We start from the raw sequence: 18051 nt of genomic DNA on the forward strand, positions 1-18051 counted from the left end.
TAATCAAACCAACCAGATGAGCCACATCCTCTCTTAGATCAGAGCGCCATCTGTCCCAAAATCCCTGACGACGGACAGACCAAGAAGCGTAAGGGAATGGTCAAGATGCCTGGCACGCTCCACGCGGAGATGAAGACCTGGGCCCAGGAGGGGCGCCACGTGGTGTCGCTTAAGGGGGCGCCGATAAATCGGATCGACAAGGCCTTTCGTGCGGCTGTCCAGCGGGCCGGTCTTAAGGACGTGACGCCGCACACCCTAAAGCACACTGCGGTTACCTGGGCGTTCATGCACGGCATGACGCTGGAGGACGTCACGGCCTATTTTGCAACCTCGCGCGAGACCTTGGAAAACGTCTATCGGTCCTACAGCCCAGATGCGCTTAAGAACGCAGCGGGAATTATGGACTGGAAGATATGAAGTGCTAATTCGGTAGTTGGTGGATGCCGGTAGTGAACGAACTGAGCACATCTATCGAACGAAACGTTGCGGATATCGTTGCGACGATTCCTCTCAAAACAACAAAGGCGCCCTCAGGTGCCTTGTTTTGTTGGTCGGAGTGAGAGGATTCGAACCTCCGACCCCTGCCTCCCGAAGACAGTGCTTGGTCGGCTTTTTGTCTGTCGCTGACACGTACTGCACGTCATCTGCAAGCGCAAGAACGTCCGTGTTGTCAGTGAGTTGACAGTCGCACGCATCGACACTGGTTGCAACATGCATTGTACGTACCGCTTGGGGCACCGCTACACTTGATGGGAGCAGATTGCAGCGCATCGCAGCGGAAGTGCAGCCAACAACTAGCGCCGCGTGTCGATGATGTTGACCAAATAAGCAACGATACGATGATGTTGGTTGTTCCGCCACAATGCACATACTCGTGTACCGCACTGAACCGCCCACCCTCTATCCGCGCAACATCCCCCCCGCCTAAGCCAAACATGGGGTATTTGATGCTGTGCTCTGCGCGGGGATGTCGGTCGTTCACCCCTTTATGTGAACCGGGAGCGTATAACGAAGTCTGCTGCATGCAGCGGCACGTATGGTCATCCAAAACAACACTGTGTAAACTTTACACAACTCTGTGGTGTATCCGCAGGCACAACACAACAAAATATAGCAGTGAGGTAGGGTTGATGGCCGATCCCAAGGTGAGTGGTCTCAGTTCGTTCGTATGGTCCATCTCGGAGATACTTCGCGGTTACTTCTTCAACAGGGCGATGCGCGCTGCACGTGAGGGATCTGCTGTATGAACCCGTACTACGGGGTCAGAAGACCTAGTCAGTTCGCAAAGCCTAATACGGAACAGCTTCGCAAGCTGATTGACAAAGACGCCCGTATCATCGGTTTGGCCATCGAACACGATGGCGTTTTCATCTTCACCGACCGAAATCACTGGGTGGATCAGTTCGGAAATGGCACGTTTAGGGCTGATAACGAAGCAGAGGTGGTGAAGCTCTTTAACCAAAATGTCCAGTCTTTAAGGGAGTTCTACGAGAAAAAGCTTCGGAACGAGCCCGAACGCTATAACAATTATGGTGCCGATGAGCCCGAGGATATCGAGGAGTTGATTTCGCGCCACCAGACTGTTTGGCACTCCGAGGAGGCGGATTTCTTGCCGCCGACCCGACAAGAGCTTGATTTCATCAAAAAGTACCTTCCGAAGTCTGAGAGGCCAGATTTTAAGAACGCTAGTGAAGCGGGAAGAAGGGATTGGTTAGAAACACGTGGCTACAGTCAAAGGTTCTCCCAAGACTGGCCCACACATCGGATCTTGTTGGAGCTCGCGGCGTTTGAAGAGAGACTTCAAAAGCAGCAGGAGGAAGAAAAGCGTAGCGACAAGAAAGTAGGGTTGATCTTTTACGCTCTGATGGCCGCGATTTTTGTTGGAGCACTTCTGTTCGGTAGGTGATGCAGTGCTCACTGTACCGCGATGTCGCACTTCACACGAGTTAGATTTGTTAACGGGCCACACCGGTCAAAGCGTGTGTATCCCCTGACAGCTTGGGTTTTGCTGGCACACTCAACAACTGTGACGGCTGCAACAAGACTTGACGTGCACCTCACACCATGTCTCCACCGTCAGACTACAGAGGGAGAGCATCATCCATGGGCCATCACGCAACATTGAACTGGACAAAGATCTGGAGCCGCCTCGGTTGGCACAACTGTTGGATGCCTCGCCATTTCTTTTATCGTTAGCAGGTCATCATCAACGAACCGCAACTCGGTCATCGCCTACGTCGCAGTCCGCGCCAGACCACCAGATGCTCTCATCGACAACCAAACACGATGTCATGGACGATGATTTGACTGAGATGCTTCGCAACAACGCACCTGATGCCGTCTTCAACGCGTTCAAGCAGGCGTATTTCATGGGTGCGGTCAAGTCGTTCGGTCGTGATGCAGAGATGAAGAACATCTTCATGCAGGACGAAGAAGTGCGCGAACGGGTCATCAAGCACATGTTTGGTAGAGCGATGCGTGAGGCGTGTGAAGGGAACGCCGCTTAGCTTGTTGCCTTGCGATACTTGGCATCGGGCAGTTAACGATCGCCACTCGCATACAGCACTGTGCAAAGAACCACGTTACTACGTGAAACCAAGCACGGTTTTCGCAGCTACGAACAAGTGTGCATCCCCTTGTTTCATAGGTTTGAACCGGTACACGCATCACTGTGACTGTTGCGATACTTCCTCGCTCGAAGTCGAAGATCTATGTGTTCGTTACGAGGCCTACCCCATACAAGAGACTAATTGCCCCATTGGTTACGTTCTTACTTGCCTTTCATGGCATCAGGGTGGAGCTATCGCACGAGGCTTTTGATAGCTTGCTAACAAACCATTCAATGTCAGGGCGAATGTGTGAAACGAATAGTAATAATCTTTGTGACGGTAGTGATCGCTATCGTGGTAGGCGCTGGTATTGTTGGGGTCATCGATAAGCCAAGTAATAACTTTCCCTCAGCAAAAATATCAATTGTTGCGGATGGCTGGACAAGCTTTCAGTGGCAGGACAAGAGCGGATACAAATGTGAACTTCGGGGTCCATCTCCATATGCTGACGAACCTGAGTTTGAATATAGGCTAACGTCTACCATCCCGGAAACCGACGACGAATGGGGGGATTACATTGAAACCAACACTCCGCCTTGGCGCGCGGAAGTACCACGAGAGGCTCAGGAGTGGATGTGGGATTGTGAGGTTGAGGCAATGTCAAAGATAGGCGCAGCACAAATATTGAAAGACTTGGAATAAGGACCACAGGCTACAGGGCTTTGTTGGAGGGAAGAACAAGGGAGGTACGCACTCATGTGAGTGTTGCCTCCTTTTCTCATTTATCGGGGCTGTGTGAGCCCCTTGTTTTCATAGCTTAGTCAGGCAATCCACCAATAGTTGCGGCGGTTTGCCGTTCGTCGTGCGAAGACGTTGCACAGGTCCCTTCGGACGCCTTCGGCGGGATCGGTTGCAAGGCTTGTAGCCGAGCTTAGCTGATTGAACTGCTCGCTAAGACCAAGTGGCCCCGTTTATCGTGCAACGGAGTGTTCGTGCCTGCTTCAACACCCGTGCCTCCGCCATCTGCGTCGTGACCAAACTCAAACAAGCGATGTGCGATGCTACCGAACAACGGGTGCATCTCGTGGTTTCCGAGGTCGTTGAAACGCATCAGACCGACAGCATGCAGTTCTTCCAGAACGCGCCACGTAAGTGTCCTGCCGCCCAGTGCGCGAACAGCATCTTCAAAGTTGCAGCTACCGCCGCCTCTATCCGCGTGCACAGTGATCATCCCAAGTAACAAACGCCGCGCTGCAGGCGAGAGCACGGCTAATGCACGTGCAGCAGCGTTGTTGCTGAGTGGTACTGAGCTTTCCGTCAGCGCCGTTTGCTTCATCCGCGCTAGTCGCTCAAAGGCTGCCCGCTCCTTAGCTTTCGCGGTACTTTGCGCCGCGTCTTTGAGTCTTGTTGCTCTATTGCTCATCTCTGCTGCTGCCTCCTCGTCCTTTCTGCGATCACCGATCCGTCGTCGGGCATATCGCCGCGCGCCTTGAGAGGTGACCCAACACCCCCGACTACGTTCAACTCTCGTTGCAGATCAGCGATCACACGCTGGGCTGCTTCCACGTTTTCGAACCTCCCTTGCAGCGCGGCCCGTACATAGATATTGCCTCCTGCCAGTCTCGGCGCAGCCTGCCAGACACGTCGCTTGGCTTCCGTGGTGACCGTTTCGTTTATGATGCCGTGCTTCTTCAACAGTCGGATAGTATCCCGCAAGTGCTGCTGCTTGGCGATGCCCATCTCTTCGCGGGCAGTTTTGTCGAAGATGTCTCCCGTCCTCCCAAACGGATGCAAAGCCTGCATCAACGTACCCGTACGGTTGGATAGCGGTTCCCAAGTTCCGACGTCGGTACCTTTGCAGATCACGCGAACATCGCCCGTCCGGTTGTCGATGCGACCAAACAACCACTCCATCATCCGCAGTGCGTTGTTCTGTTGGTGTCTAGTCAGGGTTTGGTCGGCCAAGATCAACTTGCCGACACTGCTGCGTTCGACATGAGCTGGACGGATGCGGTTTCGCTTTCCGTCAAGCCGCTTTGGTTTAGGCGTTTGAAACAGCGGTGTACGGTGCCGCTCGTGCAGGGCTGGTCGCCCGTTTACCCATGCCAACGGTGTAACCTCGACGTCGATGCTGAACAGAAAGGCTCGGTTTTCCCGTAGCTTCGCGAGTTCCAGAGCATCATCGAGATGGATCGAAGGTAAGGCGAAATCCTCTCTTGGTACGCGACCCGCCTGTGGGTCGTCATCTTCTGGCGCGACCCACGGGTGGGTCGTTGCCTCGGACGTATTGCTCGCTTGTAAAGATCTGATCTTGTACACTAATATTTCTCCTGTGGCGTCAGCTCATCGAGACAAGCTGGGCTATGCAATAAGCGACAACCACCGAAACGCTTGCTTCGCTTTTCAGACGTGCTTTCGGCTCCGCGATCCGGGATGAAGCACGCCACTGTACCGTGAGATCGCCCTCCCCAGCCTTCGTCCCGACCACCAGCCGCGCCACAGTCGCCCTGGCATCCCCTCGATGGTCTGAGTGGCCTTCCGTAGCCAAGCGGCCCGTGTGATGATCTGGGCTATCATCAAGCTTCTGCCTCCTGCATTGGACGGATGCCGGTCGCAGTCATCGCCCGCTGAATAGCCAACTGAACGTACTGAACACCTGCTCCTGTCTTCCGAGCCTCGCGCTCTTTGGCTTTCTCACTGGTTTCGATCAACATCGTGGCAACATGCTCGGGCGTGTCACCGGCACGGAGCATCACACACGCAACCTCGAAGTCAGCACGGCTCCGATCACCGCCATGCCGTGAGACCGCTTCGGCCAACATCGCCGCGACTTCCCGGCAGGCATGGTCGTCGCTGAAGGACGCAAGACCGCACAGCTTTTTGCTCTCTACGGCATCTTGCACGTCTTGCGCCGCTCGATCCTCTGCGTCGGCAAGTAAACGCGGTGACGGCGTAAACCGTGCGCGTTTCACAGTCACCAAGGGTGGTGTACCGTCTGACAACGCGCGACTTGGCTTCGGGTTCCTAGTACCGGGAAGTCTGCCGAGCTGGGATGGTTTTGCACTTCCGGGGTCACCACCGTAGCGCTCAGCCAGTATCTTGCATGCCGCTCGGTGAACTTCGACGCTGTGGTCACGTCCCGGAAGCGAACACCACGCTTGTGCATGGCCCGGCGATGTCTCCACGACCAGCGATGGCGTGATGCCGTCTAAGGCCATCAGGTTGAGTACTTCATCGAGCGCGTCTGGTGTATCCAAGTCTAGCAACACGTGCATCGGACCGCCGACTGGTCGCGTGAACACGTTCAGCCGTTGTGCCGACCATCCGCCAAACAGCTTCCACTGGCTGATCATCTCGTCCGGCGACAGTATCAACGTCTTGATGCATCGGCCTTGAGTACCGTCGGTCGGCTGAGTGATCAGTCTGATCTCGAAGCTCTTGCAAAGTAGCGCTTTCTTCACGTCCCGCATAATCCATCTGCGCCAGTCAGCGGCCATCAGACTGCCCTCCCGTAGAGCCAACCTCGACCCCGGCGGAGCCGCCCCTTGGGCACCTGTGGACGTTATCTTGCCAAGCTTCCCAGATGTGTAGCCAAGTGTGCCCGTGCTTGATGTTGCTGATCGTAGTCAGATTGCAATCGAACCGTTGTGCGATATCGGTCAGTGACATGCTTCCAGCGTTGACCATGTCCAACACCTGCCAAACTTGTTTGGCGGTCAGTTTCACGTTTGGCGCACGATCACCGACAGGCGCCGTGCCCTGTTCGTAACGATCAAGCGCGTTCTGCTGTCTTGTGCCATGCCGCAGGTGATCAAGGTTGACGCAAGCGCGGTTGTTGCATGTGTGCCGGGTGTCCCACTCGTCGCGCATGTTTAGGTCATCACGGCAGGCGACGATAAATCGAGCTACCCGCATCTTGCTTCGGCCACTACCGATTTGAGGTCTACCGTTGTCTCCATGGTTGCCGCTCAGGATGATGCACCCGCCATCCGTAAGGCGTTCGAACCGCGCAGCGATCTTGTTTAGTAGCGCACGGTCATCGAGATGTACTTGGAGTGTAGCCAACTGGACCTCAAGCACGCTCATCGCATTACTCCCGACCGCTTCTTGGGCTGCACTTCGCGTTGCTTGCGTTCGTAGTCACGCACATCGATCAGCTTATAGCGTATTGCACCTGCGATCTTGGTGAACGGCACAGGCGAGTTACATGCGCTGCGCTGGTTGGCGAGCCACTTTGCGCTGACCTTCCAGCGGTCTGCGAGTTCGATGGTGGTAAGGAAGATATCGTCGTCAAAAGTCGGCATGGCTGCTCCAGTCAGGTTGGCTGCAGCCTCCCCAACGCCACTTCGACGGAAGTGATAGCACGTTGCGTTCTTTGGTCCGACTTACGTTTTAACTTGAAACCATTCTAGTCCACCCCAGACCCGAGATCAAGCCCTCAAAACACCATATATTGTGTTTTAGATGGTCAAATTTTATGTTATACACAACATGCAGTGTATGCATGTGCGCGCAGCATCACTCCCTAACGCGCTCTGCGTGCAACTTCGCAACCACGTCCGTCGCACGAAGTCTCGCGTATCGTTCGAGCAGCACGCCGGCGTCACGATGCCCGGTCAACACCTGCACCTCGGCGACTGACCAACCGTCGAGTAGCTTGTCCGTCGCGGCTTGCGCACGCAGATCGTGCAGTCGTATGTCGGCAATGCCAGCACGGGCACGCAACCGTTGCCAAGCCAGCCTTACCGCGTTTGTTGTTATCGGAAGTACGCGTTCATCGTTACGGTGCAACTCGGCAAGAATGCCAACTGCTTTTGGCGACAGTGGCACCAGTCTGGCGTGTCCGTTCTTGGTCTGCGGCAGCAACACGGTGCATGCATCAAGGTCAACGTTGCACCACTCCATCGACAGCAACTCGCCTCGCCGCATCGCTGTCTCGCGTGCCAGCACGAGTAGGGGCCGCATCAATGGGTTCAAACACTCACCGGCAGCATCAAGCAACCGTTGCCACTCATGATCTGTTAGTCTGCGCTCGCGTCGGTCAACAACGCGTGGCCGCTTCAAGTGCCGTACCGGGTTTGCGGTGCTGTCGGCATACTCGCCAAGCTGCCTGTCGATGGCAGTCTGCATAAGTGACAACTCACGCACCACAGTTGATGGCTTGGCATCCAACATGCGCTGGTCACGCCACTGTGCGAAGTCATCGACAGTCAGCACGTTGATGCGCAACTTTGCCACCTGTGTTCTTGCCAGTGCGTTCAGCCGCCACCGTTCGCCAATTTGCTCGTTTGCCAAATGACGCAGGGCATCTGCCAAAGTAAACGCATTTGCTGTATCGGCACCTGCCAATGCGCGGTGGCTCACGATACCAGTGCGTTCGGCTTCAGTCTCAACAACTCTCGCCCACTTCAAGGCGTCGGCTCGCTTGGTGAATGTCTTGCTCGTACTGCGGCCTGCACGTCGCACCGTCGCTTGCCATTTGCCGCTCGGTCGCTTGTTGATCGTCGCCATCTCGCATCTCTCCTTGTGCGATAGGGGACGTGCTTGGTGTAGCAGATTGAGTGCAGTTGGCGTGTTGAGTGCAGCGGAAGTGCAGCGATCAGACGAGCAACGCGCTTACGTTGTGTGCAACTGCTTCGAGATGTTGTTGCATATCACGCAGTTACATTGGTCGGAGTGAGAGGATTCGAACCTCCGACCCCTGCCTCCCGAAGACAGTGCTCTACCAGGCTGAGCTACACTCCGACCGTGGCGCGTGATCTATACTCGCATTTTTGGATGTGCAAGGGGGTTTCCGTCCCGTTTGTGCGAATTGCCTTCGTCGTTTCCCTACATCAGGTCAGTCCAGCACACCGGTTCGATACAGTCGGATTTTGGTGCCGCCGTGGTCCACAATTGGCCCCGGGGGCAACAGCTGCAGACGGGTTGATCGAGCTAGGCCTGCGTTGCTTGTCACGATACCAACACGCCAGCCCTTGAACTTGGTTTGCAGTACCTTGCCCAAGCTGCCGTAAACGGATCGCAGGCGTTTTTCATCCCCGATCCGGGCACCATAGGGTGGATTGACAATAACAAGACCCGCAGAATCTGACGGGGGTTTTATGTCGCTGACCGAGCGCGTTTGAAACATGGTGAGATCGGCAACCCCGGCGCGGTCAGCATTTTTGGTCGAGGCCTCAATCGCTCCGCTATTGCGGTCCGAGCCATGGAAAACCACGTCCGGTTTGGCCGTAGGCTGCTGTTGGCGCATTGAGGACCAGACGTCGGGGTCAAAACTCGGTAGATTTTCAAATGCAAAGCTGCGGGAACGGCCGGGACGCAGCCCCAGCGCGATTTCGGCGGCTTCAATGACAAAGGTGCCAGAGCCGCACATCGGGTCCAGAACTGGCTCGGACCCATCAAATTCACACTCTCGGAGGAACATCGCGGCCATCGTTTCGCGCATCGGCGCTTTGGCGACAGCCGGTTTGTGACCCCGCTTGTGCAATGGCTCGCCGGAACTGTCGATCGAAAATGTGCACAGGTCCTTTTCGATGCGCACCAGGACGCGTACGGCCGCATCAGATGAAACCGGTGCGCCCAGCGTTTCCGAAATTGCCACTTCGATACGTTGCCGGGCGGCCCCTGCATGGTAGATTCGGGACTTGCGACTTGTCGCTTCGACTTTGACCGGCACATCGGGGCGCAAAAAATCGGCCCAGGGAAATTTTCGGGCCCGTTTATCCAGTTGTGCCAAATGAACTGCGGGAAACCCGCCCAGTCGCACCAGAACTTTGTTCGCGCCACGCAGACACAGGTTCGCGCGCCAGACTTCAGGCCAGCCTCCGCGACTGGTGACGCCGCCGGGTACGGGCTTTGCATCTGCGAATCCTTGTTCGACCGCTTCAGCATGCAGCGGGGCTTCAAGACCCGGCGTTGCGACCAGAAATATCTCAAAATCGTTGTTTAGTTCCATCCCGGGTGCTTACACCGGAAGTGTTGCGGGTGCGATATGCAATTTCAACAGGTCCAAAATGCAGCCCTTCAAGTTAATTTGACAAAATATCGGCAATTTAGGCGGCAACGGGTTTGCGTTTGGCAACATCCCCGCGTAAAGGGACCGTGATCAAAACGAAGCTTGGAATGAAAACAGGTGCCATGCGCCTTTTTTGCTCACAGGCTCCCACATACAGATCGTTTTGTGCCACTATGCAGTGGTGGGAACGATGTGTTGCAGGAAAGAGGCTTGGAAGACAGTAGCGACATGCAAACTTTCAAACTGAAAAAAGGGTTGGAGCTGCCGGTGCAAGGCACGCCAGAGCAGACGATCCAACCGGGTCCTGAATTCAGGTCTGTCGGGGTTTTGGGGGCTGATTATCTGGGCCTGAAACCGCGCATGCTGGTTCAAGAGGGTGAAGAGGTTCAGCGGGGCACACCGTTGTTTTGCCACAAGGACGTGCCCGTGGCGATGATGGTCGCCCCGCTCAGCGGCAAGATCGTGGCCATCAACCGTGGTGCGCGTCGGGTGTTGCAGAGCGTCGTGATCGAAGTCTCGGACGTCAACGACACAGGTCTGGATTTCTCGGCTGTGGGCGACGCCGATACCGCCGAGGGCGTGACCGAACGTCTATGTGCGGCTGGCCTGTGGACCGCTTTCCGCACGCGGCCCTATTCCAAGATGCCCGCACCGGGTACCAAGCCCACAGCAATTTTTGTGACCGCGATGGATAGTGAGCCTCTGGCCGCTGATGCCGAGATCATTATCCAGGATGCGGGTGACGCCTTTGCTGTCGGCTTGAGCGCAGTTGCCAAGCTGACCGATGGCAAGACGTATCTGTGCCAAAATGAGGGCGCAGCCCTGCCGGGCGCCGACATTCCGGGTGTTGAAGCCGCAGCATTTTCCGGACCGCACCCCGCAGGCCTGGCTGGAACCCACATCCACTTCCTTGAGCCACTGGCCGGCGAAAAGCAGGTTTGGACAATTGGCTATCAGGATGTCATCGCGATTGGTCGTCTGATGCAAACGGGTCATCTGGATCCGAACATCGTGGTTGCCCTTTCAGGCCCCGGCGCGCGTCAGCCCCGCCTGATCCGCACTGTCATGGGGGCATCGACTGATGATCTGACCCGCGACGAAATTAATGTGGACGGGACTGCCCGTGTGATCTCAGGCTCGATCCTGTCGGGCCGCCATGCAGAGGGGCCACAAGCCTACCTGGGCCGTTTCGCGCGCCAGATCAGCATCATCCGCGAAGACCATGATCAGCATACGTTGGGCTGGATTCTTCCGATGCCGTCGAAATACGCGGTTCAGCCAGTTCTCGGCTCGGCCTTTGCCAAGAAGCTGTTTGCATTCACGTCCAATCTGAATGGCGGACGCCGTGCAATGGTGCCGACCGGTACGTTCGAACAGTTGATGCCGCAGGACTATTTGCCGACGCAATTGCTACGCGCTTTGCTGGTAATGGACACCGATACTGCACAGGCGCTGGGTGCGCTGGAGCTGGACGAAGAGGACCTTGGCCTTATCGGCTTTGCCTGTCCGGCGAAATATGAATATGGGCTGGCGCTGCGCGACTGCCTGACAAAGATTGAAAAGGAGGGCTGATCCGAATGGGTTTGCGCAACTTCTTTGACCGGATCGAGCCGAACTTTACCAAAGGCGGCAAGTACGAGAAGTATTTCCCCATCTACGAGATGGTCGAAAGCTTCATCTACACTCCGAAAACCGTAACCTCCGTTGCACCCCATGCGCGGTCCTACGTGGATATGAAGCGGATCATGACTTATGTCGTGATCGCCACGATCCCCTGTATCCTGTGGGGAATGTACAATACCGGCTTTCAGGCGAACTCGGCCATTGCCGCGCTTGGACCCGATTCAGCCACTGGCTGGCGGATCGCCATTCTGCAGATGTTCGGTATCTCGCTGAACCCCGCCAGCATCTTTGCCAATGTGATGCACGGGATGATGTATTTCCTGCCGATTTACATCGTCACTCTGGTTGCAGGCGGTATCTTCGAGGTCATCTTTGCGACTGTTCGCGGCCATGAAGTGAACGAGGGTTTCCTCGTAACTTCCATGCTTTACACGCTAATCTTGCCCGCATCTACGCCACTTTGGCAGGTTGCGTTGGGCATCATCTTCGGGGTGGTAATTGGTAAAGAAGTCTTTGGTGGCACTGGCAAGAACTTCCTGAACCCAGCACTCGTCGGTCGTGCGTTCCTGTACTTTGCCTATCCGGCGAACATGTCAGGTGACACGGTTTGGACCCCGGTTGATGGCTTTTCAGGCGCGACAGCTCTGTCGGTATCCGCCTCAGAAGGATATCAGGCGTTGGCCACCGAGGGGCTGACATGGTGGAATGCATTTCTTGGTCAGATGCAGGGCAGCTTTGGTGAAACATCAACGCTGGCTTGTATGATCGGTCTGGCATTCCTGCTAACGACCCGCATCGCCAATTTCCGACTGATTGTCGGCTGTCTGGCTGGGACCATAGGTCTGACGCTGCTGTTTAACCTCATTGGGTCGGATACCAACCCGATGTTCGCGATGCCATGGTACTGGCACGTCGTCGTCGGTGGTTACGCTTTCGGTCTGGCTTTCATGGTGACCGAGCCCGTTTCAGCCAGCCATACCAACATGGGCCGGTATATCTACGGTGCTCTGATCGGTATCATGGTTGTGTTGATCCGTGTGGTGAACCCCGCTTTCCCCGAAGGCATGATGCTGGCAATCCTGTTCGGTAACGTCTTTGCACCGCTGATTGACTACTTCGTCGTTCAGGCAAACATCAAACGGAGGGCGCGTCGCCATGTCTGATACGCAATCCCCAGAACCCAAGGGCGCGATTGCCAAGTTTCTGGCGGCCTCGCCGGACTCGGTCGGTAAAACGATCTTTATCGCCGTCGCCGTTTGTCTGGTGGCCTCGATGGTCGTGTCAGCCGCAGCCGTTAGCCTGCGCCCGGTCCAGGAAGCCAACGCGCTGAAGGACAAGCAGATCAACGTTCTGCAGGTAGCTGGTGTTTATGAACCCGGCACCGACGTGTCTGAGGCGTTCGCCGCATTCGAGCCGCACGTTGTTGAACTTTCGACGGGTGAGTTCGTCGACGACCGGTTCGATCCCGCAACATTCGACGATCTGGCCGCCGCAAGCGATCCAGAGCTGAGTGTCGCACTGGACGATGACCCGGCTGGTATCGGTCGCAAGGCGTTGTACCGTGTTGTCTACCTGCTGCGCGACGAATCCGGCGAGTTGGACAAGGTGATCCTGCCGCTGCACGGCTACGGTCTGTGGTCGACGCTCTATGGCTTTATCGCGCTGGAAAACAACGGCAACGATATCTACGGCCTGCAATTTTACCAGCACGGCGAAACCCCCGGTCTTGGCGCCGAAGTGGACAATCCGCGTTGGAAAGCGTTGTGGAACGGCAAGAAGCTGCGGGATGATGCCGGTGATCTGCAGATCACAGTATCCAAGTCGCAACCTGCCGCTGGCCCCGACTTTTATGTAGATGCGCTGGCCGGTGCCACGCTGACCTCGGTTGGCGTTGATAACCTGGTGAAATTCTGGATGGGTGATGCGGGCTTCGCTCCGTTCCTGGCCAAACTGCAAGCAGGAGAGTTCTGATGTCCCAGACCAAGAGAGAGATGCTGGTCGACCCGCTTGTCGACAACAACCCGATCACACTGCAGGTGCTGGGTATCTGTTCGGCACTGGCGGTAACCTCTTCGCTGCAGGTTTCCTTCGTGATGGCGCTGGCGGTTACCTTCGTGACCTCGTTCTCGTCCTTCTTCATCTCATGCCTGCGCAACCAGATCCCGGGCTCGATCCGGATTATCGTCCAGATGGTGATCATCGCCTCGCTGGTGATCCTGGTGGATCAGGTTCTCAAGGCTTACGCCTTTGAGATTTCCAAAACCTTGTCGGTTTTTGTCGGCCTGATCATCACCAACTGTATCGTGATGGGCCGCGCCGAAGCATTTGCGATGAAGAACCCGCCCGTCGCGTCCTTCATTGACGGCCTGGGCAACGGAATGGGCTACGGTCTGATCCTGCTGCTTGTTGGCTTCATTCGCGAACTGTTCGGCAACGGGTCGCTGTTTGGCGTCACCATTCTGGAGACCGTCAACAATGGTGGCTGGTACGTGCCCAACGGCATGCTGCTGCTGCCGCCGTCCGCGTTCTTTATCATCGGCCTGATCATCTGGGCCTTCCGCACATGGAAGCCGAACCAGGTCGAAGAACGTGAATACAAAATTCAGCAGGTAGAGGCCCACTGATGGAAGGTCTGATTTCACTGGCCGTAAAGGCCATCTTTGTTGAAAACCTCGCGCTCAGCTTCTTCCTCGGGATGTGTACATTCATCGCCGTGTCCAAGAAGATCTCGACTGCGCTGGGTCTGGGTATTTCGGTGATGGTTGTGCAGGCGATCACCGTTCCCACGAACAACCTGCTGCTCAGCTATCTGCTGAAGCCCGGCGCGTTGGCCTGGGCGGGTTTCCCTGATGTGGACCTGACCTTCCTTGGTCTGATTTCCTACATCGGCGTGATCGCGGCGATGGTGCAGATCCTCGAGATGGTTTTGGATAAGTATTTCCCGCCGCTCTACAACGCGCTGGGGATCTTCCTGCCGCTGATCACGGTGAACTGCGCCATTCTGGGTGGATCGCTGTTCATGGTCGAGCGTGATTATAACTTCGCCGAAGCCGCCACCTATGGTCTGTCTTCGGGCTTTGGTTGGGCGCTGGCGATCACTGCGATGGCTGGTGTGCGTGAAAAGCTGAAGTACTCGGACATTCCGGATGGTTTGCAGGGTCTTGGCATCACCTTCATCACCGCGGGACTGATGGCTATGGCCTTCATGTCTTTCTCGGGCGTGAAGCTGTAAGGAGGGACGAATGGAAACTTTTAGCCTGGGCGTCGTCCTTTTCACCCTGATCGTTGTCGCTTTGGTGGCCCTCATCATGGCCGCCCGTTCGAAACTGGTATCGACCGGCGATGTGAACATCACAATCAACGGCGAAAAAACCATCTCCGTTCCCGCAGGTGGCAAATTGCTGCAGACATTGGCGGCCGAAAAGCTGTTTGTGCCTTCTGCCTGCGGCGGTGGTGGCACCTGTGCGCAGTGCCGTGTGCGTGTGCATTCAGGCGGTGGTTCAATCCTTCCTACCGAAGAAAGCCACATCACCAAGCGCGAAGCCTCCTGCGGCGACCGCTTGTCCTGTCAGGTTGCGGTCAAGCAGGACATGGACATCGAAGTTCCTGAAGAGGTCTTTGGTGTCAAGAAATGGGAATGCACGGTTCGCTCGAACGAAAACGTCGCAACCTTCATCAAAGCGCTGACGCTGGATCTGCCCGAGGGCGAGGACGTGAATTTCCGCGCTGGCGGATACATCCAAATCGAAGCCCCTGCGCATGCGTTGAAATACACTGATTTCGACGTGGAAGAGGAATACCGCGAAGATTGGGACCGCTTCAATCTGTGGCAGTATGAATCGGTTGTGAACGAACCGATCGAGCGCGCGTATTCAATGGCCAACTACCCGGACGAAAAAGGCATGATCATGCTGAACGTCCGCGTTGCCTCGCCACCTCCTGGTTCCGAGGGTATCCCAGCGGGTCAGATGTCGTCCTACATCTTCAACCTGAAACCGGGTGATAAGGTTACCATCTCGGGCCCGTTCGGCGAATTCTTTGCCCGCGACACCCAGAAAGAGATGGTCTTTATCGGCGGTGGCGCCGGTATGGCGCCCATGCGCAGCCACATCTTCGACCAGCTCAAGCGTCTGGAAAATCGCGACCGCAAAATCAGCTTCTGGTACGGCGCACGGTCCAAGAAAGAGATGTTCTTTGTCGAGGATTTCGACACTCTGGCCGAGGAATTCGACAACTTCGAATGGCACGTAGCCCTGTCGGATGCGCAGCCAGAGGACGATTGGAAAGGCTACACCGGCTTTATCCACAACGTTCTGTTCGAAGAATATCTCAAGAACCACCCTGCGCCTGAGGACTGCGAGTTCTACATGTGTGGCCCACCAATCATGAACCAGTCGGTCATCAACATGCTGCTGGATCTGGGTGTGGACCGCGAAGACATCATGCTCGACGATTTCGGCGGGTAAGAAACAAAGAACCGGCGCTTATAGCGCCGGTTTTCTTTTGTGCTTAAAGACGAAGGTCGCTGGCCTCTATCGGTAGAACCGACTTAACGTCGAAGACCACGCTTGTGTCTTTTCCATACGCTCTGATTTGCGCGGGTTTGACATCTAGGAATTCCTGATGTGCGACGGATAAAACGACGCCGTCATAGGCGCGTTCATTGGGGGTGACGACAAGGGAAATACCATACTCGGCCAACGCTTCGGCGGCATCGGCGTGCGGGTCGTGCACATCGACCTCCATACCGTAATCCTTAAGTTCGTCTATGATATCGACGACCCTTGTGTTGCGCAGATCCGGGCAGTTTTCCTTGAATGTCAGCCCCATGACCAGCACGCGCGCCGATCCTACGTCAATCCCGACGCGGGTCATCCGCTTTACCAGTTGCGACACGACATAGCCGCCCATGCTGTCGTTCAGGCGTCGCCCAGCCAGAATGATCTGTGGATGATGGCCGACCGCCTCTGCCTTATGTGTCAGGTAATAAGGATCGACGCCGATGCAGTGTCCGCCGACCAGGCCAGGACGGAATGGCAAAAAATTCCACTTGGTGCCAGCTGCGCGCAAAACGGCATCAGTATCAATGCCCAGGCGTCCAAAAATCATCGCCAATTCATTGACCAGCGCGATGTTCAGGTCGCGTTGGGTGTTTTCGATAACTTTCGCGGCTTCGGCCACGCGGATGCTTTCCGCTTTGTGCGTACCCGCCGCGATAATCCGGCCATAAAGCGCATCTACCAAATCGGCAACTTCGGGGGTTGAACCCGAGGTCACCTTGCAAATGTCCGAGATCCGATGGGCCTTATCACCGGGGTTAATCCGCTCTGGGCTGTATCCGGCAAAGAAATCCATGTTGAATTTAAGTCCTGAAACCCGCTCGAGGACAGGCACACAGTCTTCCTCGGTTGCACCTGGATAAACCGTGGACTCGTAAATCACCAAGTCACCCTTTTTCAAAACACGTCCGACCGTCTCGGACGCACTTAGCAAGGGCGACAAATCCGGTTGTTTGCCCGCCGTGATTGGCGTTGGAACCGTCACAATAAAGGTGTCACATCCCGCCAGATCGGTAGGTTCCGAAGTAAAGATCAAACCTGTCGCAGCGGTCAGATTTTCGCGTTCTACTTCCTGAGTGTTGTCCAGCCCCGCGCGCAACGCGTCAATGCGTTCGGCATTGATATCAAACCCAATGACCGGACCAGTCCCGGCAAATGCCACTGCCAGTGGCAGGCCGACATAACCCAGGCCGATGACGGCAATTCTACGGGAATTGGGGTTTGTTTCGAACATTCGGGAAATCAGCTCATTTTCCATGATAGTCGCGGAACCATTCCACGAACTGGGCAATCCCGACCTTGAAATCGGTTTGTGGACGATACCCGGTTAACCGCTGCAACAGATCGGTATCGGCCCAGGTGGCCGGGACATCGCCCATCTGTATGGGCATATAGTTTCTGACTGCTTTCTTGCCGACAGCTTCTTCAATCGCCTCTACAAAATCCAACAGGCGCACTTTGTCGCCGTTACCGATATTAACCACGCGCCAAGGCGCCACGGGCGAAAGGCTGTCGCCTTCTTCGATGTCATCTGCGCTGTCGGGGCGCGCGGGCGGGCTGTCGATCAACAGCCGGATTCCGCGGACAAGATCATCCACATTGGTAAAATCGCGATACATGTCGCCATGATTGTAGATGTCGATCGGACGGTCATCCAGAATGGCATCCACAAACTTGTACAGTGCCAGGTCAGGGCGTCCCCAGGTCCCATAGACAGTGAAGAACCTAAACATCGTCGTGGGCAAGTTCCAAAGATGCGCATAGGAATGCCCCATGGCCTCGTTGGCCTTTTTGGTCGCCGAATAGATGGTCAGAGGCGTGTCGGCCTTTTCAACCTCGGTAAAGGGCATAACCTCATTCGCGCCATAGACCGACGATGTTGAGGCCATCAAAAGATGTTCAACATTATGTTCGCGTGCAACTTCCATCACGTTGAACGTGCCGACAATGTTCGAGTCGATATAGCTGCGCGGATCCTCCAAGCTGTAACGCACGCCTGCCTGACCAGCGAGGTGCACGATCACGTCAGGTTGAAACTCATCACCAACCTGCTTGAGCTTTTCGTGATTTTCCAACAGATCCTCGGTGACGGAAAACCCAGGGTTTTGCAGCAGCATCTGATGCCGGCGGTTTTTTAGCGCGACATCATAGTAATCGGTCATCCCGTCATAGCCGTGCACCCGGAATCCTTCCGAAAGCAGCAGTTTCGCAAGATGGAACCCGATGAAACCCGCTGTACCCGTTACCAGAACGTGCTTCATTTTACCCTCGACCTTCAACCGAACAAATTTTTGCATCAAGGATA

19 protein-coding genes and 1 tRNA gene are annotated in these 18051 nt (G+C 55.7%); 10 read left to right on the top strand and 10 right to left on the bottom strand.

Annotated features, from left to right (window positions below; translation table 11 throughout):
• The first annotated feature begins 129 nt into the window (after positions 1-129).
• From AC2FFP_RS20425 to AC2FFP_RS20440, 4 genes are all read left to right on the top strand, one after another.
• Positions 130-417, top strand: coding sequence for a hypothetical protein (locus AC2FFP_RS20425; RefSeq protein ID WP_496881445.1), 288 nt, complete (start codon positions 130-132; stop codon positions 415-417).
• An 826-nt stretch (positions 418-1243) separates the two neighbouring features.
• Positions 1244-1906, top strand: coding sequence for a hypothetical protein (locus tag AC2FFP_RS20430; protein WP_496881446.1), 663 nt, complete (start codon positions 1244-1246; stop codon positions 1904-1906).
• A gap of 355 nt (positions 1907-2261) precedes the next feature.
• The gene (locus AC2FFP_RS20435; protein ID WP_496881447.1) at positions 2262-2507 is read left to right on the top strand and encodes a hypothetical protein; all 246 of its coding nucleotides are present in this window, start codon (positions 2262-2264) and stop codon (positions 2505-2507) included.
• Positions 2508-2858: 351 nt separating this feature from the next.
• A complete protein-coding gene (locus tag AC2FFP_RS20440) occupies positions 2859-3251 on the top strand; it encodes a hypothetical protein (RefSeq protein WP_496881448.1) in 393 nt (130 codons plus the stop codon).
• Positions 3252-3480: 229 nt separating this feature from the next.
• Here AC2FFP_RS20440 and AC2FFP_RS20445 read toward each other — a convergent pair whose 3' ends face one another.
• The 8 genes from AC2FFP_RS20445 to AC2FFP_RS20480 all read right to left on the bottom strand — a co-directional run bounded on the left by AC2FFP_RS20445 (position 3481) and on the right by AC2FFP_RS20480 (position 9504).
• Positions 3481-3972: a hypothetical protein gene (locus AC2FFP_RS20445; RefSeq protein WP_496881449.1), complete on the bottom strand. Its 492-nt coding sequence runs from the start codon at positions 3970-3972 to the stop codon at positions 3481-3483.
• Positions 3969-4868 carry a hypothetical protein gene (locus AC2FFP_RS20450; protein WP_496881450.1) on the bottom strand — a complete coding sequence of 300 codons (900 nt, stop codon included), beginning with the start codon at positions 4866-4868 and terminating at the stop codon, positions 3969-3971. Before AC2FFP_RS20450 ends, AC2FFP_RS20445 begins: the two co-directional genes overlap by 4 nt.
• Before the next feature lie 257 nt (positions 4869-5125).
• Positions 5126-6046, bottom strand: a complete 921-nt coding sequence (locus AC2FFP_RS20455; protein WP_496881451.1) for a DNA-primase RepB domain-containing protein — start codon at positions 6044-6046, stop codon at positions 5126-5128.
• Positions 6036-6635 (bottom strand): hypothetical protein, encoded by a 600-nt coding sequence (locus AC2FFP_RS20460; RefSeq protein WP_496881452.1) that lies wholly within the window; start codon positions 6633-6635, stop codon positions 6036-6038. Before AC2FFP_RS20460 ends, AC2FFP_RS20455 begins: the two co-directional genes overlap by 11 nt.
• Positions 6632-6853 (bottom strand): hypothetical protein, encoded by a 222-nt coding sequence (locus tag AC2FFP_RS20465; RefSeq protein ID WP_496881453.1) that lies wholly within the window; start codon positions 6851-6853, stop codon positions 6632-6634. The genes AC2FFP_RS20460 and AC2FFP_RS20465 overlap by 4 nt, the downstream gene beginning before the upstream one ends.
• A 214-nt stretch (positions 6854-7067) precedes the next feature.
• Positions 7068-8060: a site-specific integrase gene (locus AC2FFP_RS20470; protein ID WP_496881454.1), complete on the bottom strand. Its 993-nt coding sequence runs from the start codon at positions 8058-8060 to the stop codon at positions 7068-7070.
• Between the two features lie 157 nt (positions 8061-8217).
• A tRNA-Pro gene (locus AC2FFP_RS20475) sits at positions 8218-8294 on the bottom strand.
• A 94-nt stretch (positions 8295-8388) separates the two neighbouring features.
• Positions 8389-9504: a THUMP domain-containing class I SAM-dependent RNA methyltransferase gene (locus AC2FFP_RS20480; protein ID WP_496881455.1), complete on the bottom strand. Its 1116-nt coding sequence runs from the start codon at positions 9502-9504 to the stop codon at positions 8389-8391.
• A 288-nt stretch (positions 9505-9792) separates the two neighbouring features.
• On the opposite strand from AC2FFP_RS20480, the gene AC2FFP_RS20485 reads away from it, so the two are divergent.
• The 6 genes from AC2FFP_RS20485 to nqrF are packed head-to-tail and all read left to right on the top strand — an operon-like array spanning position 9793 to position 15653.
• Positions 9793-11136: a Na(+)-translocating NADH-quinone reductase subunit A gene (locus tag AC2FFP_RS20485; RefSeq protein ID WP_496770064.1), complete on the top strand. Its 1344-nt coding sequence runs from the start codon at positions 9793-9795 to the stop codon at positions 11134-11136.
• A 5-nt stretch (positions 11137-11141) separates the two neighbouring features.
• Positions 11142-12350 carry an NADH:ubiquinone reductase (Na(+)-transporting) subunit B gene (locus tag AC2FFP_RS20490; protein WP_109311030.1) on the top strand — a complete coding sequence of 403 codons (1209 nt, stop codon included), beginning with the start codon at positions 11142-11144 and terminating at the stop codon, positions 12348-12350.
• A complete protein-coding gene (locus tag AC2FFP_RS20495; RefSeq protein WP_496734630.1) occupies positions 12343-13158 on the top strand; it encodes a Na(+)-translocating NADH-quinone reductase subunit C in 816 nt (271 codons plus the stop codon). The genes AC2FFP_RS20490 and AC2FFP_RS20495 overlap by 8 nt, the downstream gene beginning before the upstream one ends.
• Entirely contained in the window at positions 13158-13811 is a 654-nt protein-coding gene (locus AC2FFP_RS20500; RefSeq protein ID WP_058272101.1) for an NADH:ubiquinone reductase (Na(+)-transporting) subunit D, read from the top strand. Before AC2FFP_RS20495 ends, AC2FFP_RS20500 begins: the two co-directional genes overlap by 1 nt.
• Positions 13811-14419, top strand: a complete 609-nt coding sequence (nqrE, locus tag AC2FFP_RS20505) for an NADH:ubiquinone reductase (Na(+)-transporting) subunit E (protein WP_010441340.1) — start codon at positions 13811-13813, stop codon at positions 14417-14419. The genes AC2FFP_RS20500 and nqrE overlap by 1 nt, the downstream gene beginning before the upstream one ends.
• Positions 14420-14429: 10 nt before the next feature.
• Positions 14430-15653 (top strand): NADH:ubiquinone reductase (Na(+)-transporting) subunit F, encoded by a 1224-nt coding sequence (nqrF, locus tag AC2FFP_RS20510; protein ID WP_058272099.1) that lies wholly within the window; start codon positions 14430-14432, stop codon positions 15651-15653.
• Positions 15654-15696: 43 nt separating this feature from the next.
• Here the strand turns inward: nqrF and tviB are convergent, their stop codons facing one another.
• Positions 15697-16980 (bottom strand): Vi polysaccharide biosynthesis UDP-N-acetylglucosamine C-6 dehydrogenase TviB, encoded by a 1284-nt coding sequence (tviB, locus tag AC2FFP_RS20515; protein WP_496881464.1) that lies wholly within the window; start codon positions 16978-16980, stop codon positions 15697-15699.
• Between the two features lie 13 nt (positions 16981-16993).
• A complete protein-coding gene (locus tag AC2FFP_RS20520; RefSeq protein WP_496780817.1) occupies positions 16994-18007 on the bottom strand; it encodes an NAD-dependent epimerase/dehydratase family protein in 1014 nt (337 codons plus the stop codon).
• Positions 18008-18051 lie beyond the last annotated feature (44 nt).

The sequence above is a fragment of the Ruegeria sp. YTSC004 genome, assembly GCF_059609805.1.